This window comes from Streptomyces hawaiiensis (assembly GCF_004803895.1).
GTDB classification, from domain to species: domain Bacteria; phylum Actinomycetota; class Actinomycetes; order Streptomycetales; family Streptomycetaceae; genus Streptomyces; species Streptomyces hawaiiensis.
Map to the genome: position 1 here is coordinate 7,244,182 of NZ_CP021978.1, position 24,979 is coordinate 7,269,160.

The 24,979-nt window shown below is 70.9% G+C and carries 25 protein-coding genes; 5 read left to right on the forward strand and 20 right to left on the reverse strand.

Features of this window, described 5'->3' with window-relative positions; genetic code table 11:
- Position 1: 1 nt before the first annotated feature.
- Positions 2-1,729 (reverse strand): relaxase/mobilization nuclease domain-containing protein, encoded by a 1,728-nt coding sequence (locus tag CEB94_RS33190; protein ID WP_175435658.1) that lies wholly within the window; start codon positions 1,727-1,729, stop codon positions 2-4.
- 83 nt (positions 1,730-1,812) lie between these two features.
- On the opposite strand from CEB94_RS33190, the gene CEB94_RS33195 reads away from it, so the two are divergent.
- Positions 1,813-2,298, forward strand: a complete 486-nt coding sequence (locus CEB94_RS33195) for a hypothetical protein (RefSeq protein WP_175435659.1) — start codon at positions 1,813-1,815, stop codon at positions 2,296-2,298.
- 9 nt (positions 2,299-2,307) lie between these two features.
- On the opposite strand, the gene CEB94_RS33200 is transcribed toward CEB94_RS33195, so the two are convergent.
- From CEB94_RS33200 to CEB94_RS33225, 6 genes are all read right to left on the reverse strand, one after another.
- Positions 2,308-2,796 (reverse strand): plasmid mobilization protein, encoded by a 489-nt coding sequence (locus CEB94_RS33200; RefSeq protein WP_246111997.1) that lies wholly within the window; start codon positions 2,794-2,796, stop codon positions 2,308-2,310.
- A gap of 460 nt (positions 2,797-3,256) precedes the next feature.
- Positions 3,257-3,448, reverse strand: coding sequence for a hypothetical protein (locus tag CEB94_RS33205; RefSeq protein WP_020276726.1), 192 nt, complete (start codon positions 3,446-3,448; stop codon positions 3,257-3,259).
- Positions 3,445-5,040 (reverse strand): hypothetical protein, encoded by a 1,596-nt coding sequence (locus CEB94_RS33210; RefSeq protein ID WP_175435661.1) that lies wholly within the window; start codon positions 5,038-5,040, stop codon positions 3,445-3,447. The genes CEB94_RS33205 and CEB94_RS33210 overlap by 4 nt, the downstream gene beginning before the upstream one ends.
- Positions 5,037-5,678 carry a WhiB family transcriptional regulator gene (locus CEB94_RS33215; protein WP_175435662.1) on the reverse strand — a complete coding sequence of 214 codons (642 nt, stop codon included), beginning with the start codon at positions 5,676-5,678 and terminating at the stop codon, positions 5,037-5,039. The genes CEB94_RS33210 and CEB94_RS33215 overlap by 4 nt, the downstream gene beginning before the upstream one ends.
- A gap of 160 nt (positions 5,679-5,838) precedes the next feature.
- Positions 5,839-6,555 (reverse strand): zinc finger domain-containing protein, encoded by a 717-nt coding sequence (locus CEB94_RS33220; RefSeq protein WP_175435663.1) that lies wholly within the window; start codon positions 6,553-6,555, stop codon positions 5,839-5,841.
- A gap of 2 nt (positions 6,556-6,557) precedes the next feature.
- Positions 6,558-7,454 carry a helix-turn-helix domain-containing protein gene (locus tag CEB94_RS33225; protein WP_175437266.1) on the reverse strand — a complete coding sequence of 299 codons (897 nt, stop codon included), beginning with the start codon at positions 7,452-7,454 and terminating at the stop codon, positions 6,558-6,560.
- Positions 7,455-8,344: 890 nt separating this feature from the next.
- Here CEB94_RS33225 and CEB94_RS33230 point away from each other — a divergent pair.
- The 4 genes from CEB94_RS33230 (at position 8,345) to CEB94_RS33245 (ending at position 11,973) form a co-directional block, all read left to right on the forward strand.
- The gene (locus CEB94_RS33230) at positions 8,345-8,776 is read left to right on the forward strand and encodes an XRE family transcriptional regulator (protein WP_245237322.1); all 432 of its coding nucleotides are present in this window, start codon (positions 8,345-8,347) and stop codon (positions 8,774-8,776) included.
- A 247-nt stretch (positions 8,777-9,023) separates the two neighbouring features.
- Positions 9,024-9,323: a secondary metabolite protein gene (locus CEB94_RS33235; RefSeq protein ID WP_031102850.1), complete on the forward strand. Its 300-nt coding sequence runs from the start codon at positions 9,024-9,026 to the stop codon at positions 9,321-9,323.
- Complete coding sequence (locus CEB94_RS33240) at positions 9,320-10,528, forward strand: MAB_1171c family putative transporter (RefSeq protein WP_175435664.1); 1,209 nt, start codon at positions 9,320-9,322, stop codon at positions 10,526-10,528. Before CEB94_RS33235 ends, CEB94_RS33240 begins: the two co-directional genes overlap by 4 nt.
- Positions 10,525-11,973 carry an amidase family protein gene (locus CEB94_RS33245; protein ID WP_175435665.1) on the forward strand — a complete coding sequence of 483 codons (1,449 nt, stop codon included), beginning with the start codon at positions 10,525-10,527 and terminating at the stop codon, positions 11,971-11,973. Before CEB94_RS33240 ends, CEB94_RS33245 begins: the two co-directional genes overlap by 4 nt.
- Here the strand turns inward: CEB94_RS33245 and CEB94_RS33250 are convergent.
- The 13 genes from CEB94_RS33250 to CEB94_RS33315 all read right to left on the reverse strand — a co-directional run bounded on the left by CEB94_RS33250 (position 11,951) and on the right by CEB94_RS33315 (position 24,934).
- Positions 11,951-12,469 (reverse strand): P-loop nucleotide/nucleoside kinase family protein, encoded by a 519-nt coding sequence (locus CEB94_RS33250; RefSeq protein ID WP_175437267.1) that lies wholly within the window; start codon positions 12,467-12,469, stop codon positions 11,951-11,953. The genes CEB94_RS33245 and CEB94_RS33250 overlap by 23 nt on opposite strands.
- 57 nt (positions 12,470-12,526) lie before the next feature.
- Entirely contained in the window at positions 12,527-13,378 is an 852-nt protein-coding gene (locus CEB94_RS33255; protein ID WP_175435666.1) for a phytanoyl-CoA dioxygenase family protein, read from the reverse strand.
- A complete protein-coding gene (locus CEB94_RS33260; RefSeq protein ID WP_175435667.1) occupies positions 13,375-15,492 on the reverse strand; it encodes a phosphoketolase family protein in 2,118 nt (705 codons plus the stop codon). Before CEB94_RS33260 ends, CEB94_RS33255 begins: the two co-directional genes overlap by 4 nt.
- Positions 15,482-16,135: an L-threonylcarbamoyladenylate synthase gene (locus CEB94_RS33265; protein WP_175435668.1), complete on the reverse strand. Its 654-nt coding sequence runs from the start codon at positions 16,133-16,135 to the stop codon at positions 15,482-15,484. The genes CEB94_RS33260 and CEB94_RS33265 overlap by 11 nt, the downstream gene beginning before the upstream one ends.
- Positions 16,136-16,149: 14 nt before the next feature.
- The gene (locus tag CEB94_RS33270; RefSeq protein WP_175435669.1) at positions 16,150-16,920 is read right to left on the reverse strand and encodes a phytanoyl-CoA dioxygenase family protein; all 771 of its coding nucleotides are present in this window, start codon (positions 16,918-16,920) and stop codon (positions 16,150-16,152) included.
- A gap of 76 nt (positions 16,921-16,996) precedes the next feature.
- Positions 16,997-17,779: a class I SAM-dependent methyltransferase gene (locus tag CEB94_RS33275; RefSeq protein ID WP_175435670.1), complete on the reverse strand. Its 783-nt coding sequence runs from the start codon at positions 17,777-17,779 to the stop codon at positions 16,997-16,999.
- 16 nt (positions 17,780-17,795) lie between these two features.
- On the reverse strand, positions 17,796-18,485 hold the full coding sequence (locus tag CEB94_RS33280) for an HAD family hydrolase (protein ID WP_246111999.1): 690 nt from the start codon (positions 18,483-18,485) through the stop codon (positions 17,796-17,798).
- Positions 18,482-18,931, reverse strand: a complete 450-nt coding sequence (locus CEB94_RS33285; protein WP_175435671.1) for a hypothetical protein — start codon at positions 18,929-18,931, stop codon at positions 18,482-18,484. The genes CEB94_RS33280 and CEB94_RS33285 overlap by 4 nt, the downstream gene beginning before the upstream one ends.
- Positions 18,931-19,980: an enolase C-terminal domain-like protein gene (locus CEB94_RS33290; protein ID WP_175435672.1), complete on the reverse strand. Its 1,050-nt coding sequence runs from the start codon at positions 19,978-19,980 to the stop codon at positions 18,931-18,933. Before CEB94_RS33290 ends, CEB94_RS33285 begins: the two co-directional genes overlap by 1 nt.
- The gene (locus CEB94_RS33295) at positions 19,967-21,115 is read right to left on the reverse strand and encodes a hypothetical protein (RefSeq protein ID WP_246112000.1); all 1,149 of its coding nucleotides are present in this window, start codon (positions 21,113-21,115) and stop codon (positions 19,967-19,969) included. The genes CEB94_RS33290 and CEB94_RS33295 overlap by 14 nt, the downstream gene beginning before the upstream one ends.
- A 28-nt stretch (positions 21,116-21,143) precedes the next feature.
- Positions 21,144-22,046, reverse strand: coding sequence for an NUDIX domain-containing protein (locus CEB94_RS33300; protein ID WP_246112001.1), 903 nt, complete (start codon positions 22,044-22,046; stop codon positions 21,144-21,146).
- A 129-nt stretch (positions 22,047-22,175) separates the two neighbouring features.
- On the reverse strand, positions 22,176-23,444 hold the full coding sequence (locus tag CEB94_RS41280) for a M15 family metallopeptidase (protein WP_246112002.1): 1,269 nt from the start codon (positions 23,442-23,444) through the stop codon (positions 22,176-22,178).
- Positions 23,441-24,934, reverse strand: coding sequence for an NUDIX domain-containing protein (locus CEB94_RS33315; RefSeq protein ID WP_175435673.1), 1,494 nt, complete (start codon positions 24,932-24,934; stop codon positions 23,441-23,443). The genes CEB94_RS41280 and CEB94_RS33315 overlap by 4 nt, the downstream gene beginning before the upstream one ends.
- Between the last annotated feature and the right edge of the window lie 45 nt (positions 24,935-24,979).

Genomic DNA, 24,979 nt, shown 5'->3' on the forward strand with positions numbered 1-24,979 from the left:
CTCATCGTGTATTGCCCGGCGCCTCTTCACCGAAGCGGCGGCCAGAGGCGGTGGTGCGAGCCGATGCCGGGCGCACGGTCGTCGGGCTCTTTTTCGTGTTGTTCTCCGGTATCCCGGTAGCGTCGGCTGGCAGATCGGCCAGGCGACGAAGTCGCCACACCAGGACGTCGCTGACCGAGTCCGCGGTGTCGAGTTCGCGGCGCTCAACTGCTTGGGACAGGAGGTCCGCTGGGTCGTGGCCGGCGGCCTCGGCGTCGGTGATGGTGGCGGCCAGGGCGTACCAAGCGGGTTCGGTAAGGATCCGCTCAGCCAGCCCCGGCAGCGCCTCGCGCAGCAGTACCGTCTGCCGCTGAAACACCGGCCGGCTCAGACGCCGGCCTCGCTGGTAGAGCACGCCGAGGGGCTGGGCGGCGGCATCCTCGTAGGCGGAGCGCAGGTGCTCGGCGGCCTGACGCGCAGCAGCGACCTGCTGTGCGTGGCCCTTCTTTGCGTGCCAGTGCGCGGCGGCGATGATGAGGAAGAACAGCATGTCGATGGCCATCGCGGTGCTCGCACCATCCTCGCCTCGGCCGAGCGCAGGACCGCCGTGGACGAGGTCGCGGGCGGCCTGCCGTAGAGCGCGGTCGTGCCCACGCTCGGCACGTACGTGGGATCGGGAGGCCCGCTCGAACGCGAAGGCAGCATCCCGCAGTTCGCGGCGGGTGTGTGCAGCGGACGTCTTCGCGAGGGCATCCAAGACCTCGCCAGCCGAAGAGATGTAGGCGGCGGCGACCGCGTCGTCACCGTGCTCGATGACCGTGATCGCGGACCAGGCGGCCGACGCTGCCCGCCGACGTGCGGCAGACGGGTTGGTCGGAGCGGCGCGGCCGGGAGCACCCGTCGATGATGTCTGGTCGGCGGACCAGCGCTCGCGGATCCGCGGCAGGGACAGGTCCGGGGCCAGGCGCACTCCGGGATAGAACACGGGCTCGCCGTCCTTGTTGCGGTCGTCCGGCAGAGCCACCTTGTATCCGAGCAGGTCGCCAGAGGGAGCCTCGCGCTTACGGATCAGGAGGCCGGCGGCGGCGAGGCGGTCGAAGAACTCCGTCTCGTTTCGGGCGCCGGTCACGGCTCCGCGTACGGTCTCACGCAGCTCTTCCCGCGCGGTGCGCTCGCGGCCCTGGCGCTGGGCCTTGTGGCGCTCGGCGCTGGTGGGGCGCTTCGCTGCGGTGCCATCACCCTTGTTGAGGCGACGCAGACCCAGCTCCGCTTCGAGGGCTCGGGCCTGAGCCTGCACCCGGTTGGCGTCGTTGGCGAGGTCGGGTTTGTACCCGTCTTCGCGGACGAGGGTGGCGACGATGTGGATGTGGTCGTCGGCATGCCGGACGGCCACCCACCGGCAGCCCGCTCCCGCCTCGGGGTCGTCGATGCCGGCGGCAGCGACCATGCGGCGTGCCACGTCGCCCCATTCCTCGCCCGTGAGGATCCGGTCCTCGCCGGCGTTGCGGACGGAGAGGTGCCACACATGCCTCTTGGGCCGTTGTGACTGGTCGATGTTGTCGACGGGCTGGTCCAGGAGCTGCTGGAGCTGCTTGAGGGTTGCGGTGGCGTCGCGGCCGGGGTCGGGAGCATTGTGGTCCCAGGAAGCGACGAGGTGGGGGTCAGTGTGCTCCTCGTACTTGCCTGGTCCGTAGAGGTAGTACAGGAGGCCAATGGTGCGCTGTCCGCGCTTCTGGATCCGGGGAACCATGGTGCTGTCCTTGACGATTGATCAACTGGGATGGGGCGTGGGAAGGGGGCGTTCCACGTGCGCTGGGCGGGAAGTGCTCACGGATGAGCTGGGTATCGCCGCTGTCCGCGCTGCTGGGAGTTCTGCTGGGTGCTGGTGCGACGGCGCTGGGGGACCGGCGGCGTTGGCGTCGGGAGTCGGTCACGCGCCTGCTGGAGCTGCGTACGGAGCTGTACGCCGAGTACCTGGTCGCGATGGAGGACACGGGAAGAGACCTCCTGCGCGTGTTGCGGACCACGGCGGGTGAGGAACGCGAGACGGCGGCCGAGGTGGCGTTCGCCGACTTCAACCTCGGCGGCACTCGGCAGCGGATCCACGTTCTGGCTCCACTCGACGTCGTCCGGGCAGCCGACGAGATCTTCCGTGCTCTGCGACGTGCTCGTGACTACGTCGCAGCTGCGGATCCGCAGGACACCCCAGGGCTCCTCGCTATGAAGGATGAGGTCGGAAGCCTGCGCGACCGGTTCCAGGATGCTGTCCGGCATGACGTACGCGGGCTGCTGTCTGGCAGCGCCTCGTGGTCTGCCTGAGCCGCCCGGTCAATCCTGTTCGAGCATCCTGTCGGTGACCACTTGCACACGAGCGACTGCTCGCTGGACGGCCGAAACGACGGCGTCGAGTTCGGCGGGTTGTCCGCCGCTGTTGATGGTGCGGGCGACCTGGTTCAGGTTGTTGCCGACCTGTCCGAGATGACGGCGTGCGGCGAACAGCTCGGCTATGAGATCTCGGTGGCCTGCGATGGCCGCTGCTGTGTTCTCGGAGTCGTCGGCGGCGGCGAGGCCGGCGCGCACGAGGAAGGCGGGCAGGCTCTTGCGTGAGGTACGTGCTGCGGTGGTCAGACGATTCCACTCGTCGTCGTTGAGACGGACGTTGCAGATGCGTGCGCGCTTGTTCTTCTGGGGGGAGCGCTTACGTGTCGTGGTTGGTGGAGCTGCGTTCACGCGGCTTCGCTGCTGCTTCCCCACCTCTGGCTGCGATCCGCCCTCGGTCGCTGCCTGACGGTCCAGCGCCCCCCGGTGCTGGACCACTCCCGCCACCCCTGGGGCGGGAGATGGCCAAGCTGCCTTCCCCGACGGGGAAGAGTAGCTTGGCCGATAACTTGCTCGCCCCGAGACCGAGTTGGAGTCGGGATCAGGTTCCGGGGTGGTGCCGTTCTTGCGTGCGTTCGTCATCGGGATTCGGGCCTCGTCGAGCGGGTGCGCTGCTGGATGGTTGCGGCCAGCGCGAGGACATCGGCTGGGCTGGCAAGGACGCCGACCGGCCCTTCGGGGTGGTCCTGGACGAGCCACTGCCCGGTCGGCGTGGGGACGACGGCGTGTAGGAGTTGCCGGCGGACCAAGACGTCCGCCCAGGCATCGGCCTCGGCGGTGGTGGGCTCGGAAGAACGAGGGGGACGCGGAATCACTGCGTACCTCCTAAGCGGGGCGGTGGCCCGGCGTGGAGTCGGCCACCTTTACGGGTACGGGCTTGACCTGGAGTTTTGCCGGTTCAGCCGCACTCGGGGCAGCGCCCGACGTGGCTGTTGAGCGCGCGGGCCATTCGCTGTTTCGCCGAGGCAGCGTGCTTCGCACTGGACTTCGCCGCCGGCCTGCCCGCGTGCCGCTCGGAGTGAGCGAGCATGAATCCGATCTCTCGCTCGTACTCCGCGCGCACGGTGTCGAACTGGTGGCAGGTCTTCATCGGGCGGTGCTCCTCGTCGTCGTGATGTCCTCGTTCCGCAGCTCCTGGAGGACGAGGCCGAGTCGGTCGTTCCCGACACCTGTCAGGCCCTGGCGGCGGATGATTTCGCGCAGCTGCACCCGGGTGATCGCTCCGTTGCCGTCCCGTTCGAGCAGGGCGGGAACATGGGGGCGTACCTCCTGGACAAGCTGGCGCTCGGACTCGCCCAGCTCGCGTGCCGGGCGCTCCGTCTGCGGAGAGCGGGACCGGGCACGGTTGTCCTTGTTCTTCGTCCGGGACTTCCTGGCCGGCTTCCGACGGAGTGGGACCTTGGGTCCTCGGTCCTGGGTGGTCTCGGTCCCGGACTCGGTGGCGGTCGGTCCTCGGTCCGCGGTGCTCTCGGTCCCCGACTTTGCCATGCCCGGTCCCCGATGAGGCTTTGTGCCCTGAGCTGCTACTTCTCGCGTGTTGCGGTCGGTCCTCGTGGCCCCTGCGTCCCGCGCTGCGGCTTCTGGATCGGCGGGTTCGGTCCCCGGGACCGCACCCTCTTCAGGGGGCTTGGTCCCCGCGGTCGTTCCCGTTTCGTCGCCCTTGGTCCCCGCGCCGACCTTGGCTTCAGGGTCCGCCTCCTCGGGGACCGGTCCCCGAGGAGTCCTCGGTCCTCGGTCCGGGACCGGCTCGTCGAAACCGTCGGGACCGGGGACGGGGACCGGCACATTCGATGTCGGTTGTGCGGGGACCGTGGCCGCTGATGCGCTGCTGTGCGCCGGGGACCAGGGAGAAGGGAGCGGGACCGTGGCGAGCGCGAGCGCGTGTCGCCGGGCGGCGAGCTGGTCGAGCAGCTGTGCTCGCTGGAGGGGGTCGGTGCCGACCGAAGCCCTGCCGACCGCCTTCGACAGGCGTCGGGTCAGCCGCCGGCCTCGACGGTTCCGCTGCTGCTCGGGTGTGCGCTCGGCGAGGCGGGCGGCGAGGGTGACCGCACGGGCGGTGGCCCGGTCCCGGGTGATCTGTGCGGCGTCGCGGTCTCGCGCAGCGATGCCGAGGCGAGACAGGAGACGCTCGCGTGCCTCCCGGCCCAGGATGGCGATCAATCCTTTTGAGGCGGCACCGGGTGTGCGCAGGCGCAGTTCGATGCCCATGGCCAGGTGCCACAGCATCGCCGCCATGACTGGTCCGACGAAGGCGCGGACCGTGCCGCCGATGGGGCCGCTCTCTGCGTAGGCGGGGATCACCTGCACCGTGGTGATCACCCAGACCAGCGTGCCCGGCAGGCCGGGGGCGCCCTGGACGGCGAGGTTCTGCCGCGCCATCAGCGCGGTGGCGAACAGGGCGAGTTCGGCGGCGGCGAACATGCCGGCGCGCTCGGCGGCGCCGGCCATGTCGAGGTAGTCGGCCGCGAACCGCCACGAGGTGTCGGCGCTGTAGGCGGTGCAGCCGAGGGCGGCGACAGCGGCGACCTTGACCGCCGGGCCGCCGAGACGCTTCTGCGAGCGAGATCCCCGGCGCCGGATGGTCCAGGCAGTCAGCACGAGCGCGAGGGTGGCGGGCACGACGGCGGCGAGGAGGAGAGGGAGGTCCGAAGTAGCACCGAAGGCGAGGACGGGGTGGGTCATGCTGCCTTTCCGAGAGGGGCGTGCGTCGGGGGCGACGCTGCCGGGCGGCCTGCCGGCTGCTGCGTGCCGGGAGCTGCGGACGCGGGGGTGCCCTTGGTCTTGGAGGTCTTCTTCCGCTTCTTCTTGGGGCGGGGCACGCCGTAGTTACGGTCGCGGTCGAGGACCTTGTTGGCGGCTTGCCGGAGCAGGTCTCGGGCGTGCTTGTGGCTGATCTGCAGGGCGGCGGCAAGCCGTTCGGGCCGCCAGCCCCGGACGTAGGCGTGGTCGATGACAACCTGCCGCTCGGCCTCGGTCAGGTGCACGTCGCGTCCCTGGAAGAAGGCCGTCACGCGCCGGTAGTCCAGGCGCCGGTGCAGTCCGTCGTGCAGCGGGCGCCGCTCGGCTTCGGTGAGCCCGCCCCAGACGCCCTCCTTGAGGACGTTCTCCAGAGCGAAGTCCAGGCACTCGCGGCGTACGGGGCACCAACCGCACAGCTCCTTCGCCTCCGCGATCTCCTCGTGGTCCCGGGGCCCGGGGAAGAACACGGCGTCGGCGTCCTCGACGTCCATGCCGTGGCACGCTCCGCGGACGTGCCAGCTGGTGTCTCCGATGCCGCGCAGGCCGGTGGCCGGCGCGTCGTGGGTGGTGATGTGGCGCAAGGCGAGTCTCCGATGTGCTGCCGTGCCGGCCGGCTAGGGCGGTGCTCGGCGGGTGCGGCGTCGGGTGCCAGCTGCGGCACAGGGCGTGCGACGCAGCCGGTGCGGGACGGTGATGTTGCGGCGGTGCAGCGGACGGAATGCACGCGCCGGAGGCGCCGGATCAGGCCAAGGCGGGCTGCTGGGCCTGCTCGGTGCGCTGTGCCTGCTCGGCGGCGGCGAGGTCGAGACGGCCGGGGTGCGGAGTGGCGCGCGGGGCGGTTCCGCGGGCTCCGCCATCGGGGCCGATCCTCCGGCGGCGGCACGGCTCGCCGGGCTGGGCCAGGCACCACTCACACCGCACGCTCAGGGCATCGGGCAGCCCCTGCGCGACAGCGGCCTCACGGACTGCGCGGGCGGGCCGGTAGGGCGCGAGGGCTGCTCGGGCGGCGGGCGGTATGCAGGAGCCGATCTCCCGCAACCGCGCCTCCAGCTTCGGGTCGCCTCCGTCGCGACCGCTGGTGATCGCCCGGGCCTGCGCGGGCTGCGCGGTACCGGCGGCGACGGCGCGGCGGGTGCCGACCAGCTCGGCGGTCCAGGCGGCCTGGTCGTCCGGGTCGACGGACGGTGTCGGGTCGGAGTGCCTCGCCAGGCGGTCGCGCCGGTAGCTCTCCCAGGGACGGGCCAGGTCCGCGGGCAGGATCTGGTACGGCGAGGTGCGGATGTGCTGGCGGGCGGCAACGCGGACGTCCCAGCCGTGCGGGGTGGCCATCGGCACGTCGCCGAGCAGCTCGTGCCACTGGGCGAGCTGGTCGCGGGCCTCGCCTTGGTCGGTGCGGATGGTGCGGGGGTCGAGTCGGCCGATGTAGGCCAGCAGGGCTGCGATTTCGCGGCGGTCCACGGTCACCCCTCCGTTCCGGTCGGCTCGTCGAGGGCGGCAAGCAGGGCGGCGGTGTGCGCCTCCGTCCGCGTCATGCCCCCCGGTACGGCGGTGTTCTTGCCGGGCACGGCGTAGAGGTTCGGTCGGCTGGGAGCGTGCTCCCGGGCGACCCAGGAGCGCCAGTCGGCAGCCCAGGCTTCCGCTGCCCTCGGAGCATGGCCCGCCCGGTGCGCACGCCACTTCGCGTCGGCGGCCCGCAGGCCCTGCTCGCCGAGGCGATCGAGGTGTCCCTGCTGGCGGGCCCAGGTGCGGGTGGCGGAGTCGACCTGCCACTCGGCAGCCGGGAGGACGGCAGCACCACTTCTGCTGTACCTCCGGTTCAAATCAGGTTCACTACGGTTCTGTGTGCCGGTAGCCGGTACATCGCTGTGCCGGTGGCCGGTACGTCGCTGTGCCGGTTTCCGCCTCGACCTGCCGGTTTCCGGTACTGCCGGATTCCGGACCCTCGCGGGGGATTCCGGCACCTCACGCGGGCGGATTCCGTACCGCCGCAGAGCCGAGAGCCGAAGCTTCGCGGGGCCTGCGGGCTCGTCTGCTGCTGTGTCGCTGTCTTCCTGCTCCTGCTGCTCGCGCTGGGCCTGGGCGACCACTTCGGCGGCGAGAGGCATGCGGTAGACCGTGCTGCGCTGCGGGCCTACGAGCTCATGGAGCTGTTCCAGCTCGCCGGACAGGAGCAGGCGCTCGACGGCTTCGCGCACCGTGGAGACCGAGGCGCGTGTGCGCTTGGCCAGGCTGGACAGCGAGGCCCAGGAGATGCACTGCTCGTCGGCCACCCGGTCGGCGATCGACAGCAGGACCAGGCGCGCGGCCCCTCGGCTGGAGCTGTGCTCCCACACCCACTCGCGGGCTTCGCTGCTCATCGGCCGCTCCAGACGAGCGGGCGGGTCCGGCTGCTCGCCGGGGGCCAGGGTCGTGCGGTCCGGCTCGGGGCGCTGAGGCGCCGAGGCGGTGGTGGCTGCCGCGCAGGCCAGGCGGAAGGGCCTTTTGCGCAGGGCAGGAGGCATGCGATACTCCCCTTTGCAGTGTCGCCACGCTGACGCGCCCCTCGGAAGGACTCAGCGTGGTGATGGTGGGCAATCTCCGCCCTTGCCGGGGCGGGTATGCCGCTTAGCGTTCGGCGTCCGTGAGTTACCGCTCTCGGGCGCCGTCGCTGTTTGCGGACCTTCGCGGTCCGGTCCGTGCTCGCGGTCTCCTCACGTTCGTCGCCGCAGGCGGGCTGCCCGGGGACGACGAACATACGCATGGACCGGTGTCAAGATCCAGACTTGGTTCTTAAACTCTGTACTGGTTGCAGAGAGTCGCCGAACGGTCGTGTGCCGCAGCCGTCCGCACAGGGCTTGGCGGGGCCCGTCCTCGCGTCGAAGCGCACCGTTGCCGCGGTTGCCCCGTACGCCGAGAGCGTGCCATTGTGTCCGAATTGGAGCGGGAGTCTGGTATTTCCCGCAGCGGAAATGGGATGTGGATGAGGTGTTTCCACGGTCGCCTCCGCGCTTTCCGTTCGAAGATCAAACACGGCCTGCCAGACGTGACTTATATTGCTGGGCGAATGTGGCTTGCGCCACGTCGCCCGGCGTACTCCTGTCGGCAGAAACGGACAGGTCGACCTGAAGCAGGCGGTACGCGCCACACGGAAACGTGCTGGTGGGGAAGAACTTTCCATACGTGTGATCGGCGCGTCAAACTGGTGTTTATGGCGGGGTAGGGTGGCTGAAGTTGCGAGGAAGCCCGCCTTGGAAAGGATCATGAAAGAGTGGCTGAAGGTCAGGTGAGCCCCAAGGGGCTCATGGATCGCCTAAACCGCCTGTTCGACACTGTGCACCCGCCCGATCGCGGCCCTTACAGCAACGCTGAAGTGGCCGAACTGATGGAGAAGCGAGGGCTGGGCAAGCTGTCGGGCCAGTACCTGTGGCTCTTGCGGACCGGGCAGCGCGATAACCCGACGAAGCGTCATCTCGAGGCGCTTGCAGGGTTCTTCGGCGTGGATCCCGCCTATTGGTTCGACGATGCTGTCGCCGAAAAGACGGTGCAGGAACTTGAGTTGCTCGCGCTGCTTCGCGACGCGAAGATCAAGAACGTTCTTCTTCGCCTATCCGACGTCTCCGCAGACGGAAAGGACGCCGTCCTGGGGATCGTTGAGAGCGTACGAAAATCCGAGGGGTTGCCGCCCTCAACTGGCGCGTAAACGGCCGCAGTTCAGTAAATGATCAAGGAAAGCAATGTGGTCTGCACGTAGGCTGCGCCGGCCTGACCTCTTGGCCGAGCTGAAGCTCCCGCACGTCACCAATATCCGCGACCTCAGCGACGAGGTCTCTCGCCGCACGGGACGGACGGTGGTCCTAGAGCCCCGGGAGCAAGCGCCCTCGGTGTGCGGGGCATGTGCAGTTACAGAGAGTGCCGTCCACGTTTTCTACGACCCGTGGACCAGTGTCTTGCACCAGGACCACATCATCGCCCACGAGTTCAGCCACCTACTGCTCGGCCACCACGAGAACCGACCGGTCTCCGCCCTGGCTCCGGCCTTCATCACCAGCGTGGACCCGGCCACCGTGCAGATGATGTTGGGGCGCACCAAGTACGACGAGGACGAGGAGCGAGACACCGAACTCCTAGCATCGCTGCTCCAGCGCCGGATCATCGACCGGTGGTTGCGCAGCGACGAGCCTTCCGGGGACGAAGTGCAGGATCGGGTGACGCACACGCTGCTGCGCCGACGGGAGGCCCGGCCGTGAAGGACCTGCTCCACCCGATCAGCCTCGTCGTCGCGACGCTCGGCTTCCTGTGCCTCCTGCGGGACGTGCCCACTCGGCGCCGCGACCCCGCCTCCGCCGCGCTGGCCGCTGTCTTCCTGCTGTCAGGGCTCTCGTTCCTGTTCTCCATCACGCCGATGTGGAACTACCTCGACCGCGTGCTCGGCACCGTCAACATTTCCGTGCCCCTCGCGCAGGGCTGCGTGGTCGCGCTCCTGGCCTGCCAACAGGTGGTCCTCACCTACTGGGGATCCCCGCCCGGGGTGGCCCGCCGGCGCAGTCGCCGCTGGCTCTGGGCCGGCTTCGCGGTGATCGCCGGGCTGCTGGTGCTGTTCGCCCTGCTGACGCCCAACGCGCCGCACCCGATCGACTTCACGCTCTACTACGCGCACGACGACTGGTACGCCGCGTACCTCACCCTGTACGTCACGGCCTACACCATCGGCGAAGTCTTCCTCGCCCGCGCCTGCTGGCGCCTGGCCCGCCGCAGCACTCGCGGGTCCGTCCGCGTCGGCCTGCGCATCGTCGCCCTCGGCGCGACCGTCACCCTCGGATACAGCGCCGTCCGCATCGGCAACGTGATCGCCGGCGCCTTCGCCACCTCCCTCGCGGAATGGGAGGGCTTTGCCTGGACCTGCGGCGATGTCGGCGCCATGCTCACGCTGATCGGCTGGCTCGTGCCCACCATCAGCGACCAGGCCCAGAGCGTCCGGTACCGGATCAAGCAGTACCGCAGCTACTACGGCCTGCGCCCCCTATGGCTGGCCTTCTACAGCGAGGCACCCGAGATCGAGCTGCCGATCGACAGGGTCGACCCGGCCCAGCGGCGCCGCTTCCGTCGCATCTCGATCCGGCTCTACCGCCGAGCCGTCGAGATCCGGGACGGCCGGTTCGTGATCCGCCAGTACCTTGACGCCGCCGTCCGCGAGGCCAGCGAAGCCCGTCACCGGGCCCGAGGGCTTCACGGAAAGGATCTGTCCGCGGCCGTCACGGCGGACCAGATCCTCGCCGGAATCGCCGCCAGGGCCGCCGGCGCCCGCCCGGAGCCCGACCAGCTCACCGAGTTCGCCGACTTCGAACGCCAGACCACCAGGCCCATGGACGACATCGACGCTCTCCTCGACGTCGCCCGCCACCTGCCCCGCCAGCCCGCACGAGCCCCCCACCTTGAGCGAGTCTCCGCATGACGAACGACCTCACCCACCAGCCCGCCCACGTCCAGCTCCGGGCCCTGGACCGCGGCGAGATCTCCAGCCGCGAACTGCTCGACTTGCACCTCGCCCAGATAGACGCCAGCCAGATCAACGCCGTCGTCACGCGCGACGACAGCGCGGCCCGAGCCGCCGCGCACGCAGCCGACGAACGCCGCGCTCGCAGCGAGAGCACCGGCGTCCTCAACGGCCTACCCCTCACGATCAAGGACAGCTTCGAGACGGCCGGCCTGCGCACCACCAGCGGCGCCGAAGACCTCGCCGACCACGTCCCCACACGCGACGCCGACGCGGTCGCCCGGCTCCGCCACCAAGGTGCCGTCATCATGGGCAAGACCAACACTCCGGCGTACTGCCAGGACCTGCACACCGACAACGCCCTCTTCGGCCCCACGCTCAACCCGCACGACCCCAAGCACACCACCGGCGGCTCCTCCGGAGGCCCCGCCGCAGCAGTCGCCGCACACCTGACCCCCGCCGACCTCGGCAGCGACCTCGCCGGCTCCCTGCGGCTCCCCGCCCACTACTGCGGCGTCTACGGCCTGCGCCCCACCCACGGACTCATCCCAGCCCGCGGCCACATCCCCCGCCCGCCGGGATGGATCACCAGCAGCGACATGGTCACCCCCGGCCCCCTGGCCCGCCACCCCCGCGACCTCGACCTGCTCCTCGCCGCACTGACGACACCGTCACCCGACGAGAACACCCCCTGGCGCGTCACGCTGCCCACGGCGCAGCGCCCGATCGGCCAGCTCCGCGTGGCGGTGTGGGCCGACGACGCGAGCTGCCCCGTCGACCGCAACATCGCCGATGCTGTCGCCGCCCTCGAAGGGACACTCGCCTCCGCCGGCGCCAGTGTCCACCGCACTGCGGGGTCGGTCCGCTTCGCCGAATCCCTCCGCCTCTTCGAGCAGCTCCTCCACGCCACCACGACGGCCGCCACCGACGATGCCGCCGGCGCGGCCGAACTCGCCGCCGCCCGTGACCTGCACACGGACGACGCGAGCCCACGGGCCGCCATCCTCCGCCACCGCACGCAGACACACCGCGCCTGGCTCCGCGCCAACGAGGAGCGCCTCCGGCTCCAGCAGACGTGGCACCGGTTCTTCACCGACGGTCAGTACGACGTCCTCATTACGCCAGCCGCTCCCACCGCGGCGATCCCAGCCGGGAGCCGTTCTCTCATGGTCGACGGCGTCGAACGGAGCTTCTTCGACCAGACCGGCTGGGCCAACCTCACCAGCCACATCGGCCTGCCCAGCCTGGTCATGCCTATTGCGCACGGCGCCGACGGCCTCCCGATCGGTGTGCAGCTCGTAGGACCGGCCTATTCGGACCGGACCCTGCTCGTGATGGCCGAGCACCTCGCGCTCCTGCTCGGAGGGACGGCCGAGGGCGTCATCGCACCACGGAGCGGATGACCTCTACGTCACCGTTGTAAGTGACTGCGTCTTCATCGGCGGTAGGCGGTTCGAACCGAGCGAAGAAGTCGTCCAAGGCTTCGGGAGTGACGGTCAAGGCATTGGCGTCTCGACGCTGGTTGCGTGCCGCCAGGCGCCGCAGGAGGACCTCCTTGGACGCTGGCAGGTAGACGAGCAGTGGGCGTCCTCCCACGGCCCGGACGGTCTTCTTCCACTCGTCGCGATCGGAACGACGCCAGAGGCCGTGGTCGAGGACGATGGACCGGCCGGCGCGCAGCAGCTCCATAAGCTGCGCCCGTACGGTCTCGACCGCGGGTGCCTCGCGCTCGAAATATTCGTGCTCGGGGTAGTCGACGCCGTACCGGCCATGGAGGCGGTGAACCTCCTCGTCAACGCTGAGACGGACAATGCCCCTCGCGGAGAGGGCCTGTGCAAGGTGCGTCTTGCCGGAGCCGGTGATCCCGATGAGCAGGACGGCGGTCGACTCGCTCTCGATGTCGTGCTCCCTCGTGCTGCTCGTACCGGTGGGGTCGTTGGGGGCTTACCCCTGGCTCTAGCGGCAGTGGGCAACAGACGGGCCGGACTGCCACCACGAGCGCATAGGGGCGGCTCCGCTGCCCTTGGCGAGGGATCCGTCCGGGTGGCGGTCGGGCAGGCCCAAGAGCTGCTGTTCTATGGAGGTGAGAGCGGGGTCCGCTCGAAGTTCCGTGGCCGGGTCGTCGACGGGGTGGAGCCAGCGATACCCGTACTGGAGCATCAGGGCGATGCGGGGCCGGCCGGAGAGGTTGATGCCTCCGGTGTGCCAGGTCCGGTTCTCGAAGAGAACTGCGTCGGTTCCGGTGATGTCGGGGGTGACGGCGCCGGGTGGGTCGATGGCGCCGGCGGGGACGACGGGCTCGTCGGTAAGGCGGTGGCTGCCGGGGAGGAACATGGTCAGCCCGCAGTCGGGGGTGACGGGGGTGAGGTAGTGGGCGGCTTTGATCGCCATGCGGGGGGTGTGGGGGAAGCCGAGGTCGGCGGTGACGCCGTACATGTCGCGGTGCCAGCCGTGGCGTCCGGGGATGCGGATGGTGCGGGGCGGGCCGCTGGGCAGGGCGATGAGGTGGGCCGACAGCAGGTGGATGTTCGGGCTGAGGAGCTGGACGACGGTGGGCAGGACGGCCGGGTTGGCGAGGAGCGGGAGGAACACAGGGTCGAGGTTGAGGCATCCGCGGAAGCCGTCCTTGCCGTCGCCTCCTCGGTCGCGGCCTTGGGTGATGTCGCTGGCCAGCAGCTTCTCGGCGGCGGTCAGGAGCCGGTCGCGCAGGTCCGGGGTGATCGCGTCGCGGACGACCGCGTACCCGTCGCGTTCGAAGGCGTCGATGGTGCCGGCGTCGGGGGCGACGGGTGGGAGCGGGGTGCTCATGCCGGTATTTCCTTCGGGGTGTTGGTGAGGGTGATGGCGAGCTGCCACAGGCCGGGGTCGTCGAGGCCGCAGAGCTGGCGGAGGTGGGCCTGGGAGACGGGGCGGCCGGGGTCGCGGTAGCCGAGGACGGTGAGCCGGGGCCCGGGGTGGCGGCGTCCGAGGAGGGCGTGGATGTCGGCAGGGTGCCCGCTGGTGGCCAGGACGATCGGCGCCCGGGTGCCGAAGTGGCGGGCGAACGCGTCCGGGGCGAGGGCGAGGGGGCGGGTGCCGTCCTCGGCGAGGGCCGTGAGGTCGTGGACGTGGACGTACCGCAGGCGCAGGTCCGGGCGTTCGGCGCGCAGCCGCCGGGCGAGGGTGGTCAGGGCCTCGGCGGGCAGGTCGCCGGCGGAGGTGAGGATCAGGTCGGGCTCGCCGGGGCCGGGGTGGGTCAGGTGGGGCCAGATCGCGATGCCGTGCCGCAGTTCCTCGTCGAGGGTCTCCAGCGAGTGGTGGACGGTCGTGTGCTTGCCGGCGATGACGATCGTGCACCGGCCGAGTTTGCGCAGGGCGAAGGTGAGTGCGGCGGCGGTGCGCGCGGGGTCGGCGGGGGTGAGGACGTGGAGCGTGGGGTCGCCGCCGGCCAGAAGTGCCGAGGTGAGGCTGGGGTTTTGGTGGGTGAGGGTGTTGTGCCAGCCCAGGCTGGTCAGGAGGTAGACAAGGCTGGGCAGTGGGGCGAGCCCGGCGTGCCGACGCACGGACCGGTGCTTGAGCTGCTGCTGGATGAGGCTGAGGGTGATCGGCGCGAACGCCTCGTAGGTGGCGACGAGGGCGTGCCGGCCGGTCTCCGTGTAGCCCTGGGCCCAGGCGTGGCACAGCTCCTCGCTGAGCACTTCCACCGCCCACGGCACCGGGCGCCCGTCATCGTCGGTGAGGTCGAGGCGGTTGGAGGGCAGCTCGTCGGGGCTGAACACGCGGAACGGGCCCTGCTCGGCGCGGGCCCGCAGAACCTCCGGGACCACCTGCGTGAACGGGCGGCCGACGGCGCGGTCGGCGACCTGGGCGGAGGCGGCGACGCAGCCGCGCGGCGCCGGGAGGCCGTCGGGCTCGGGCCGGGATGAAGGGAGCGCGGGCAGCAGGTGCGGCTGGGGCCGGCCGCTGGAGGTGAGGAGCTGGTTGGGCTGGTAGGAGGCCAGCCAGTCGGCAAGCGCGTCGAACTCGGCGGGCACACCGGCCGGGTCGCGCAGCGGCGTCTTGTGGACCGCCGGGGTGCCGGCGAGGTGTGCGGGGGCGCCGTGGCCCTTGTCCAGGGTGAGGACCATGACGCTCGACGGTCCCGGAATGCCCAAGGGCGCGGCGGCGCCGAGCGCTTCGGCCACCGCCTGGCGGAGCTGGCCGACGTCGTGCCCGTCGCTGTAGACGGGCCGGTGGCCAAGTCCGGTGAAATAGGCGGTGAGTTCGGCGCGGCTCAGGGTGGACAGCAGGCTCTTGCCGCCCATGCGCAGCCCGTTGAGCAGGACTACGGGGAGAACGGTGCCGTGGTCGCCCGTACCGTGCAGCGCGCGGGTGGCGAGCCAGGAGGCGGCGGTCGTCCCGGTCTCGCACTCGCCGTCGCCGATCAGGACCACGGTCAGCCGGTGGGGCGCGTCGAGCACGGTGCCTTGCCCGATCGCGAGGGCGGGGCCGAGCTGGCCTCCGGTGTGCAGGTGGCCGGGGATCATCGGGGTGATCTCCCCGCCGATGTCGGCCCGGGGGAAGCCGGCGACGAGTGCGTGCAGTCCGGCCTCGTCCTGGCGCAAGCCTGGGTGGGCGTGGCCGAGTCGGCCGGTGAGGTAGGCGTGGGCGAGGGCGGAGGGGCCGGCGTGCCCGGCGCCGTGCAGGACGTGCAGCTCGTAGCCGTCGGGGACGGTCGCCTGGAGCGGGCCCAGGGCGGCGAGCATCCGGTTGGCGGGCGGGCACACTCCCCAGTGGCCGGCCGGTCGCGTCTTGACGTCGGCCGGGGTCAGGGGCCGGGCCAGGCGCGGGTTGTCGCGCAGATAGAGCTGGGCGAGACAGAGGTAGTCGAGCGCGTCGGCGACGGCGGCCACCGACGCGTCGGGCACCAGGCGGTTCGTCCGACGGGCGAGGTCACCCCACATGCGGTCCTCCTGTCGGGGCGAGAGCGGCTTCGACGGCGCGGGCGTGGACGGCGCCCTCCCGCTCCAGGCGCGCTGCGGCGCCCGCGGGGCAGTCGACGATGGTCATGTGCCGGCCGTGCGGGCAGATCCCGCCGTCGACGACCGCGGCGATCCCGGCCCTCATGGTCCGCTCGAAGACGGCGACCTGGCCGGCGGTGAGCGCCGGGTGGTCCTTCTCGCCGGCGGCGGGGGTGGAGATGCTGCACACGGCGGCGGCCAGCGGTTCGCCGGCCAGGGCGACCAGTTGGCCCAGTATTCCGTCGGGGCATCCGACGAGTGCCGGGGAGCCGACCGCCGCGACAGGCTCCACCGCGGGCTTCCACGGAAGACGCAGCGCGAGGTCCGCCGGCCACAGGCCGCATGTCAGCAGCCGGGCGTCGGCGCTCAGGTCGAACAGGATCTCGGCCGTGGCCGGGGAATCGAGCACGAGCAACAGCGGCTTGGCGGTGGGACGCTGCTTGGCGCGGAAGACCGCGTTCGTGGCGGCGGGGTCGGCGGCACGGGCACACAGCATGTACCAGCGGGGGGTGGGCACGGCGACCATCTGTCCGGCGGCCAGGAGCCGGGCCGCGTCGGGGAGCTGGGCGGGGGTGAGGACGTCCACGGCGCTCTCCCCTCTCACACGGTGCCGGGACGGGCGAGGGCGGCGAGCGCCGGGTACTCCAGCCACGGGTCCGACAGAGCGCGCCGGGCGAGGTCGGGGTGCTGGGCGTGGCTGACGCGGAAGTACGCCATCACCCTCGGGGTGCTGCTCGCGTTGATGCCGACCCGGTGCGGGACTAAGTGGTGCATCACGACCACGTCGCCGGGCTCGGCGGTGAGAGCGGTGCCGTCCTGGGCGTCGATGTCGTCGGGAGTCTGGGCCGGCTGCCCCAGGACCCAGTCCGTGGCGAAGTAGTCGGCCATCCGGTAGTGCCCGCCGGGCACGTAGTGCATAGCGCCGGCGTCTGCGGTGGAGCTGCCGTCCAGGACGACGCCGGCGATGAAGGTGAACGTGCGTAGGTCGCGCGGTTCCAGGTGGGGGCAGGAGACACCGTCGACGTGCATCCGCTTCACGGGCTGCTGCGCGCCGTGCGGAAGCCGGATCTGGATCTGCGCCCGGGTGACCGGGGCGGGCCTCGCGGGCCGCAGCAGGTCTCCGGCCAACTCCGCCAGGCCGCTTCGCCGGTACAGGGTGAGGATGTCGGGGTGCTCCTCCAGCTCGGGGGCGAAGCTGCGTTCGGTGTAAGCGGTGAGCCGCGCGGGGTCGTACGCCTCGGCCAGCCAGCCGCCGACGAGGGCGCGCGCCTTGGACAGGACGGCGCCGTGGACCAGGCCACGGCGTATGACGACGCCGTCGTCGACGAACCGGCGCCGCTCGTCGTCGCTCCACGTCACAGGACTGGGCATGGTGGATCTCCTTCCGGAGGGACACGGGGCCGGGGCGGGAAGGGGGGCCGCCCCGGCGCGAAGGGGGAGGAGCGGGTCAGCCGCGCCGGCCGAGGACGATCTGGAAGGAGGCAGGCTCGATCAGGCCGCCGCCGGCGGCGGCGTGCTCGTCGAGCAGAGCCCGGGCGCGGCGCTCGAAGTCGTCGACCCGCTCGCCGAACAGCGGCCGGGCGGCGAAGGAGGTCGAGTACAGGTAGCCGATCACCGTCTCGGTGCTCCACTCCCGCTCGACGGCGATGGTGTGCTCCTCGACCTGGCCGAACGCGGACTCGGCGAGGATCTCGCGGTACGGCCGGTTGTGCGCCGCGTACTTCTTGCCCACTCCGGCCCGCCGCTCCTTGCCCAGGTACTCCTGAATCAGGGCGCGCAGGGCGTCGGTCCAGGCGGAGCGCGCGGTCCACAGGCTGCCGTCGCCCATGACCGCGACGGTCGCGTCAGGCGCGGTCATGTCCTCCAGACGCGAAAGCACCACGTCCTGGTCCATCCAGTGGAAGGCGCGGCAGACCGTGACAAGGTCGGCCCGGTAAGAGGCGAGTGGGGTGAACGCCTCGGCCGGAGCGTTGTGCAGGCGGACAGTGAGCGGCAGCCCGGCGAGCGCCTTGTCGGCCTCGGCGAGCATGCCCGCGTCCTGCTCGACGACGTCGATCTCCGTCATCGCCCCGGCCAGGGCCAGGGGGACTTGCCCGGTGCCGGACCCGAGGTCGAGCAGGGCCCGGTGCTCCTTGCCGGCCACCCGCTGAGCGAGCAGCTTGACGGCTTCCGTCGGGATCCCGGGCCGGTAGGCGGCGTAGTACGGGGCGGTGGTGTCGAACTGGCTCACGGGGTAGAACTCCTGATCATCTGGGTTGACGGAAGGACGGAAGGACGGTCTGCTCGATGTGCTCGACCGCACGGGTGAGGTCCGGTACGACCGTGACCCGGCCGGGGTACTCGGCCAGCAGCCGGAGTGCCTCGGACGACGGCGGGCGCGAGGTGATCCACAGGGCGTGGGCTCCGGCGGCGAGGGCCCCGCGTACGTCGTAGTCGAGGCTGTCGCCGACGTGCAGCACCTCCGCGGGGTCGCGGCCGTGCAGTCGAGCGACAGTCTCCACGGCGCGCGGGTCCGGCTTGGCGAACCCGAGTTGCCACGACGGGTGATGGGCCCGGAGGTGGGGGGCGAGGAGGGCTGCGACGTCGGTCTCCTGCTCGTCCCAGTGGCTCACGTTCGACAGGGTGACCACCGGCACGACCCGGGCGATCCGTGCCACCGCCTCCACCGCGCCGGGCCACAGGGCGAAGTCGGGCGGACAGTGGTCCTGGGGGAAGGCGGACGGTGCGATCCTCAGAGCGGCACACACCGTCTGCGGCGCTGTCGCATCGCTGCGCGGGTCCAGGGCGTGCAGGATCTGCTGAGCGACCTTCTTCGCCTGCCGGGCCGGGAGCGGGGACAGCTTCACGAGGCGCTGCGTCAGCGTCGTCCCGGACGGCTCGCCCAGGGTGTATCCGACGTCGAGGCTCACCAGCCGCACCGGGGCCCCCGTGCTCACGAACGACCCGCCAGGGCCGCGATGATCATGTCGATCCGTTCGGTGCGCACGGGGCCAGGGCCAGCCTCGCCGAGGAAGGTCAGCAGATGCCGGGCTTCGGCCGGCGACCAACTGCTGGTGTCGACACCGGCCTCGGCAGCGGCCCGGGCGAGGTCGTCGGGGATCGTCGGCGGACGCGCGCCGTGCGGTAACAGCAGCGTGCCGCTCCACCCCTCTCCGGCCTGCCCCTGCGGCAGGGCAGGGTCGAGGGGCGCAAGGACGGTGACGTCGTCGAAGGTGAGGATCCGGACCGGGAGTTCGGGCAGGTACACCGGCCGCTCGAGGCGAAGGGTCGTGGACAGGAAGGTGTCGTGTCCGCTAAGTCGCTCGTCCACGACGAGCAGGACCTTCTCCTCGCGCTGCTCCAGGCGGCCGTGGACCGCCAGCTCGCCCGTGTGCCTGGGCATTACCGGCGCACCTCCATCCCGAGACCGGGCCGGTCCGGGAGAGCGACGTGGCCGCCGTCCGGCCGGAGTGTGCCGCACAGTGCCCGCTGGCGGCGCGGCTCCCACACCACCTGGTACTCCACCGCGCCCGACACGTGCGGAAACGCGGCGGCTAGGTGCACGGCGGGCAGGAACGCCCGGCCGTGCAGGTGGACGGGCACCTTCGCGTCGTGTGCGGCGCCGAGCCAGCCCTGCGCCTCGGTGATCCCGCCGCACCACACCGCGTCGAACGTGAACGCCTCCGGCCGGCAGTGCTCCAGCAGGGCCCTGGCGTCCTCCGCATGGGACAGTCGCTCGCCGAATGCGACCCTCAGCCCCTCCGTCTGTCGGCGCAGCTGTCGGTACGCGGCCTGGTCGGTTCGCGGGAGCGGGTCCTCCACCCAGCGCACCGTCTCCGGAGTGAGGAGCGGTGCGACCTCCATGGTCCGCAGGTGCCCCCATGCGCCCAGGGCGTCCACCGCCACACTGTCCCCCGCCCACTTCGCCGCCCGTTCGGCCAGCAGCGCCATCTCGGCGGCTTCAGCGCCGCGCAGGGCCCACTTGGTGAAGGCGAAGCCCCCGTCGGCGGTGGACTTGACGGACTCGGGGGCCGACGTGGAGGCCAGGTCCAGGGAGAGCCAGGAGGCGTAGACCGGCACTCGCGGTTCGGGCCGGTCGCTGAGCAGGGCCGCGACCGGCAGGTCGGCGAGTCGGCCGTGCAGGTCCCACACCGCGCAGTCCAGCGCCCCGACCGCCCAGCGGCCGAGCCCCGCCGCGTGCGGGCCGAGGCCGGCCAAGAGCCTGTGCAACAGACCCGTGTGGTCGGCCACGGGGTGCCGCAGAGCGCTCTGCCCAAGCCGGGTGGCGACGAGCGCGGCGGGCAGCTCGTCGACCGGGGCGAATACCCCGGTCACTCCGCCGGCCTCGACCACGATCGCGAACCGGCTGTCGCCAGCCTTCCACGGGCCCGTCCCGCTCTCGTCGAGGCGCTCGACCCGCACCCGGTCGATGACCGCGTCAGCGGGGTCCATCGACGAGGTCCTCTCCCGCGTAGGTGAAGTACCACAGCGGCCGGTAGCACTCCCAGCCCACCGGCCGCAGTCCGGTCGCTGCCATGGCCTGCTCGATCGCCGTACGCGCCTGCAGGTAGTACTCCAGGCTCTCCGCGCTCGGCGTCCGCATCCCCTGCATCATCACCGTGTGCGCCTGGAAGACCTGGAAGTTCGGGAACGCGGTGACCTCGCCCGCCAGTGCGTTCACCCCGTCCATGAGGTCCTCCATCGGGTCCAGCCCGACGATGTACGTGTATGAGGTGTCCAGCCCCGCCGCCCGCGCCCGCATCAGCAGGTCCGGCATCTGCTCCGGCCGAAGGTCGGCCTTGGTCGCCTTCATCAGTGCCTCCCGCCGGGTGAAGTGCTCGGCTGTCAGCCTGAGCACGAACGGTGACACCTGCGACGCGATGGTCTCGAACGCCTCGTCGCTGCGCAGCACGGACGTGAGGAAGCCGATCCGAGCCTTGACGCCGGCCCGCTCCAGAGCGGGCCGCAGGGCGGTTAGGTGTGCGACGGCCGCCTCCTCCCGCTCGAAACAGCCGGTGGAGACGGTGACCTCGGTCAGCTCGGCCAGGCTGCGGCGGGGATGCTGCTCGCCGAGGGCGTGCAGCAGGGCGTCGAGCCCTTGGTCTTCCTGCATCCTCGGATCGGCGGCGGCCTCCAGGGTGTTCGGGCACCAGCCGCACCCGACGCACCGGCTGCGGGCGTTGGGGTTGAGGGTCGCGGCGCGGCCGTCGTTGCGGAAGTACCCTCCGACCGCCTCGTCGGCATCAATGCGCCCGACGTGCGCGACCACCTCGCCGTTCAGCGACAGCTCGTCGCTCCGGAGCCGGAAGGGGCTGGCCGGCTGGTTCAGCGGGACGATGATCTGCCAGGGGGCATCGGGGCGGCGCACGAGGCGAAGGTTGACCCGGGCCCGGTGACGGTCCTGGTCGGAGGTGATCCCGTACAGGTTGACGGCGATCAGCAGCACGTCCTCGACGGGGACTCCGTGGCGCAAGGCAGCCTGCTCCAGATGACGCAGGCGGTCGGTGCCGACGGCGCCGTCCGAGGATATCGACCGGCGCATGGAGAGATGCAGCATGGAGGACTCCAACTTGAGTTCGGCGGGCACGGTTGCCTCCTGGGTGAGGTGCTGGGGATCAGGTGTGCGTGATCAGGTAGGTGGGGCCCTCGCCGCGCCGGGCTCGTTCGATGGCGCCGAGGCGGGCGAAGGCGCGCGGCGCCATCAGCTCCTGCCAGGTCGCGAGGTCGTGGACGGCCCACATGTCGTGCTCTGCGGGATCGAGTCGGATCCGGCCGAGCTGGTCGGCGGTCAGCTGGCCTCCGTCGAAGATGAGCCCCACCTTGTTCAGCGGCAGGCGCGGCCCGGCGTGCAGGAAGTGCGTCAGGAGCAGCTTCGGCGTTTCCAGACCGAGTTGGAGGCCCGTCTCCTCGACCGCCTCTCGCCGTGCTGTCTGCAGCGGGTCCTCGCCTCGGGCGTCCAAGTTGCCGCCCGGGAACTGCCAGAGTCTCGAGCCGTAGACCGAGCGGAGCTGGACCGGCCGGTCGTGTTCGTCGCGGATGTACAGGCAGCCGTACACCGTGTGGTGGGGGACGGTCTGCGCGTACTGCGTGGGCGTCATCGGCATGGGGCGGCCGGGCCGGGCAGGGCGGTGGTCGAATGCGAGGGCGAGAACGCCGAGGGCTTCCTTGGCCGGCGGGTAGATGCTGCGGAGGTTGGCGAGCAGCTCTCCGGGCGGCCCGTCCGGGTCGATGCGCACGGTGTCCTCCGAGCTGAGCAGATCCTCGAAGGAGTGGTACGGGGTGATCCGCTTAACGATGACGTCGAGTTCCCGCCCGGTGTCCCGGTCGTGGAAGACGACCGTGTCACCGACTGCGACGGCGCGCTTCTGCGGGGTGGCCACCCTCACTTCGATCGTCTTGCGGCCTGCTTCCACTTGGCGGTAGTACCGCCCGAGCAGGTGCATGTGGTGCTCTTGTGGTTCACCTCCGGTCGCCGGACTCGGGACGGCTGGGATCGCCTGCTGGGTGTCGTCAGGCACACGTGCCTCCGTTCGATGCGTTCCGTCCGTCGCGGTCTTGGGATCCCAACCGGGCCAGGGTCCGGTGGCCGCGCTCCTGTGTTTTGGATCGGCGTGGGTGGCGATGAAGTGGACGAGGATGCCAGCGCGCTACGGCAGTTCGATCGGTCCGTAGCGCGCGTGCGGCTCCTGCCGCATCAACGCGTCGTACCGGTCCGCTACCGAGAAGTGCCAGAACTCGGTTCGGTAGTTCGTAAAACCTGCGTTCTCCATGGCGTTGAGCAGCAGCATGCGGTGGTGGCGCGCACGATCGCTGACGTTCGGGGCGTGAGTGAAGCAGGCACCGTCGCTCTCCTCGGGGGAGGCATTGACGCGGGTACCGAGGTCGAGTTCGTGACCGTCCTGGTCGGCGAGGGTTACGTCCACGGCCGCGCCCGCGGAGTGGGGCGCGATCTCCGGTGGTGATACGTACCGGCTGGCAGCCTGGTACAGCTGCTCAGCTGTCCAGCCGGGGCGAGCGGAGGCCAGCTCGTCCCGGTACTCGGTGAAGTAGCGCTGCTGTAGGGCCAGCGGCCGGTAGCCCTCGATGAACAGCAGGTCGGTGCCAGCGGGCAGGAGCGAGCGGGCGTGCTCCAGCCGGGCTAGGACGCCCTCGCGGACGTGGGCGAACGCGCCCAGCGGATCTTGCTTGCGGGGATCGACGCGGAAGCTGTGGTCACGCACGTCGACGAGCGGCTCCCCGCACTCGCGCACCGGGACTGCGGCGACCTGCGGATCGGACATCAACACCAGACTGCTCATCGAGTCTCCCTGCGACGGCTTGCACTGCGGCGGCGGGGTTGGGGAGGCAGAGGCCAGGTCGGTTTCGCGCAGGATTCGCGCGATGGTGTCCTGCAGCGTGCTGTCGGCCGGGATCACGGTCTCCAGACCGCCGGGCAGCAGATCCAGCTCGCGGTACCAGGAGGCGAGGTGGCTGTCGGTGACTTGCGCCAGGTACGCGGCATCCGCCTTCGACGCGTGTCGGACAAACGTCGATTCCAGCGGCACGTCCAGGTAGTAGCAGCAGGAGACGCCGCGGTGGTCCCGTACCAGAGACGTGATCATGTGGCTATAGCGATCGGCGTACAGGATCCCCTCAAGCACCACGTGAAAGCCGGCGTTCAGTGCTTCGCGTGCGATCCTCCCCAGCAGGGCGATGTTGGCGCCGCGCGCGGTGTCGTGTTCCCTGAGCACGTTCCGGCGGATCACGTCCTGGCCCACGATCGCGATACCACGGCCGTAGTGATCTCGCAGGCCCTGGGCCACGCTTGACTTGCCTGTCGCCGAGTTGCCGCGGATCACCACCAGGCGGGTGTCCTCACGGCCGGCCGCAGTTGCAGTGGGCACACGACGGTGTGCGCCGCTCGGTGTGCCGGTCATGCGGGCCATCCCGTCTCGCTGTACAGATCCCCGTTCTGGATCTTTGCGATGGCTTGGCGGGTGTAGGAAACGAGGTTGTCGGGCAGCGCGGCGGGGTCCCAGAACTTCCACTGGGTGCACTTGTCCGGCTCGCGCAGTTCCGGCTCGCCGCTCCAGGCGCGGGCGCGGAAGAACAGGCCCATGCGGGGCCGGTCCCCGGCCTTGTCGATGTGATGGACGACGTGGACGAGTTCGACGTCCTGGCGCTCGATGTGCAGGCCGGCTTCCTCCCGTGCCTCCCTGATCAGGCAGGTGATGGCGCTCTCCTGCTCGCAGTGGCCGGCCAGGACGTGCCAGGTGGACGGCGCGAACGCGGAGTCGGGGTGGCGCAGCCCGAGCAGCACCGTCCCGTCGGGCCGCTCCAGGTAGAGGTGGACGCCAATGACGTTGAGGACTGTGCCGTGCGGCGCAGCTGGGCGGTGCTCCTCGTGCGATGAGAGCCCGCTCTGCGACGCAGTGCTGGACGCGTTGGCCGGGCGGCTGGCGGCGTGGCGCCGTACGAGGTCGCTGGTGGTGTCTGCGATGCGCAGGCGGTGGAGGTCGTCGGGGGCGAACCAGGCCAGCATCACCCCCTCCGTCAGGCGGAGGTCGCGGGGGTCGCCGTTCCAGCGGCCGGCGTAGATGGCGATGGGCACGCTCGCGCCGGCGTCGTCGGAGGCGTACTCAGTGCCGAACGGTGTCAGGTCGGCGATGTCGAGGCTGGCTTCCTCGGCCAGCTCGCGCCGCACGGTGTCTTCCAGGGTGGCGTCCTGGGGCTCTCGGCCACCGCCCAGCAGGGACCACATGCCCGGCTCCCAGATTTGGTCGGGGAAGTAGTCGCGCAGGTGGAGCAGGTACTCGCCGCGGTCGTTGTAGATCAGGGCGGAGGCGTTGGCCCTCTCCGGTTCGGTCTCCGGCGTGAGCTTGAGCAGCTTCTCGCGCAGGGAGGGGGAGGTCACCCTGTCCACGGGCCGCCACTCGATGCCGCCGACCTCTTCTTCCTGCAGCACCACCGGCGCCTCGGCCGCGGTGTGCAGGCGGAAGAGGAACCGGAGGTCGAAGTGCTGGTGGCCGGGTTCGCCTTTGCCCGGGTGGGCGTCGATGTCGTGGGTGTCGATGTCGAACGGCACAGTCTCGTAGCCGGGCCACGGTGCCACGGCCTGCGGCGGGATGCCGGTCTCCTCGTGCAGCTCCCGCAGCGCCGCTGCTGCCAGGGACTCGTCGGCGGGCTCGGTGTGTCCGCCGGGGGCGAGGACCTTTCCGCTCGCCAGGTGCAGCACGTGCAGGACGCGGCCGAGCTGGTCGACGACGATCGCGCCGCAGGTGACGTGTCCGGTGAAGGTGGAGCGGCTGGCGATGTCGGTGGGACGTTCGAGGGCGTCCAGGAGGCCGCCGAGCTGGTCGCGTTCGTGAGGGTGGCGAGCGAGGTAGGTCTCGACGGTCGTGCGGATGTGGTCGTGCGACAACGGCATGGGGCTACCTCAGAGGGGCGTGGAGCGGGACGTGTTGAGGCGGGG

Excerpts from the sequence above, each read along its gene's own strand:
- CEB94_RS33210 (WP_175435661.1), bottom strand. The coding sequence starts at position 5,040 with ATGACCCACCCCGTCCTCGCCTTCGGTGCTACTTCGGACCTCCCTCTC.
- CEB94_RS33285 (WP_175435671.1), bottom strand. The coding sequence starts at position 18,931 with ATGCCCAGGCACACGGGCGAGCTGGCGGTCCACGGCCGCCTGGAGCAG.
- CEB94_RS33205 (WP_020276726.1), bottom strand. The coding sequence starts at position 3,448 with ATGAAGACCTGCCACCAGTTCGACACCGTGCGCGCGGAGTACGAGCGA.
- CEB94_RS33255 (WP_175435666.1), bottom strand. The coding sequence starts at position 13,378 with ATGAGCACCCCGCTCCCACCCGTCGCCCCCGACGCCGGCACCATCGAC.
- CEB94_RS33195 (WP_175435659.1), top strand. The coding sequence starts at position 1,813 with ATGAGCTGGGTATCGCCGCTGTCCGCGCTGCTGGGAGTTCTGCTGGGT.
- CEB94_RS33245 (WP_175435665.1), top strand. The coding sequence starts at position 10,525 with ATGACGAACGACCTCACCCACCAGCCCGCCCACGTCCAGCTCCGGGCC.
- CEB94_RS33225 (WP_175437266.1), bottom strand. The coding sequence starts at position 7,454 with ATGAGCAGCGAAGCCCGCGAGTGGGTGTGGGAGCACAGCTCCAGCCGA.
- CEB94_RS33315 (WP_175435673.1), bottom strand. The coding sequence starts at position 24,934 with ATGCCGTTGTCGCACGACCACATCCGCACGACCGTCGAGACCTACCTC.
- CEB94_RS33270 (WP_175435669.1), bottom strand. The coding sequence starts at position 16,920 with ATGCCCAGTCCTGTGACGTGGAGCGACGACGAGCGGCGCCGGTTCGTC.
- CEB94_RS33190 (WP_175435658.1), bottom strand. The coding sequence starts at position 1,729 with ATGGTTCCCCGGATCCAGAAGCGCGGACAGCGCACCATTGGCCTCCTG.
- CEB94_RS33290 (WP_175435672.1), bottom strand. The coding sequence starts at position 19,980 with ATGGACCCCGCTGACGCGGTCATCGACCGGGTGCGGGTCGAGCGCCTC.
- CEB94_RS41280 (WP_246112002.1), bottom strand. The coding sequence starts at position 23,444 with ATGACCGGCACACCGAGCGGCGCACACCGTCGTGTGCCCACTGCAACT.
- CEB94_RS33260 (WP_175435667.1), bottom strand. The coding sequence starts at position 15,492 with ATGTGGGGTGACCTCGCCCGTCGGACGAACCGCCTGGTGCCCGACGCG.